The 1,079-nt window shown below is 70.4% G+C and carries 2 protein-coding genes; both read right to left on the reverse strand.

Annotated features, from left to right (window positions below):
* Positions 1–122: 122 nt before the first annotated feature.
* Entirely contained in the window at positions 123–530 is a 408-nt protein-coding gene (locus QMK24_RS41270; RefSeq protein WP_283472055.1) for a hypothetical protein, read from the reverse strand.
* A 187-nt stretch (positions 531–717) separates the two neighbouring features.
* Entirely contained in the window at positions 718–1,047 is a 330-nt protein-coding gene (locus QMK24_RS41275; RefSeq protein ID WP_283472056.1) for a chaplin, read from the reverse strand.
* Positions 1,048–1,079 lie beyond the last annotated feature (32 nt).

Genomic DNA, 1,079 nt, shown 5'->3' on the forward strand with positions numbered 1-1,079 from the left:
CCCCACCACCTGGACAACGACCATCATCTGCACTGGTCACGCTTCCGACGCCGCAGCCAAGCCCGCGCCCGCAGATGCCACTACCAACGCCGAGGCCACCACCCCCACATGCGGTTGCAGTATTAGCGGCGTCGCCCAGGTGGGGGTCCATCAGATCCCGGAGTGCCGGGGCGGTGCCCAGTGCCTGGTGGTACTGGGGGCAGCTTCAGCTGGTCGCGGCCCTGCGCGGCGGCTTCCTCCAGCAGCACCAGCAGCTTGCGGTAGCCCTCGTCGAGCGGAACCCGGCCCGCGCCGGCCCGAGCGCCCTCGCGCAGGATGCTCCAGTTGGTCTGGACGCCGGTGGCAGCGATCTTCGCCCGCAGCGGCGGCGTGCAGATGCAGGCGACGAGCCGATAGTCACGGCCCGAGCGCGGGCTCAGACTGATCGCGTCACAGAACGCGTCCAACAGGCCGTCGCCGCCGCCTGCGGTCACGGCCAGCAGCATGTCGCCCAGCTCCAGCCGGTAGACGCTGCCCCTGTTCACCAACACGGTGCGGCACCACCGGAACTCGCCGGGAGGAGGTCATCGACTCGCGCGGCCCCGCTGGTGGGCTTATCACACTCCCGAGCCCCGGGCCGCCGGGGGACGCGTCACGGGATCAGGGGCGTCTGCCCCTGATCCCGTGCGGGCTGGCGTCCGGGATCAGGCGGCCCGGGTGATGGTGGTGGGGCGGTGGTCAGCGGTTGTAGCTGTCGTGGCCGGCCCAGTCGCCCTTGTTGTCGCCCTTGTTGTCGCTCTTGTGGTCGCTGTGGTCGTCGTCATCGCTGCTGATGTTCTGGCAGACGTTGCCGAACGCCGGGTTCAGGACGCCGGGGGCGTTAACGGTGTTGCCGCATACGTTGATCGGCACGTGGATGGGGGCCTGGACGAGGTTGCCGGACAGGACGCCGGGAGAGCCGATGGCTGCGCCGTGGGCGTCAGCGTCGGCGGCGGCGATGCCGGCGCCGGTGGCCAGGATGGCGCCGGCGGCGGCGGTGATGGCGGCTGCCTTGGCAATACGGGACATCGAAAGTCTCCTTGGGAGGGTTGAGTCCGCCG

This window comes from Streptomyces sp. PH10-H1, from assembly GCF_030063355.1.
Classification (GTDB): domain Bacteria; phylum Actinomycetota; class Actinomycetes; order Streptomycetales; family Streptomycetaceae; genus Actinacidiphila.

What these genes read in the sequence shown, in the direction of transcription:
- QMK24_RS41275 (WP_283472056.1), bottom strand. Translation starts at nt 1,047, where the DNA reads ATGTCCCGTATTGCCAAGGCAGCCGCCATCACCGCCGCCGCCGGCGCC.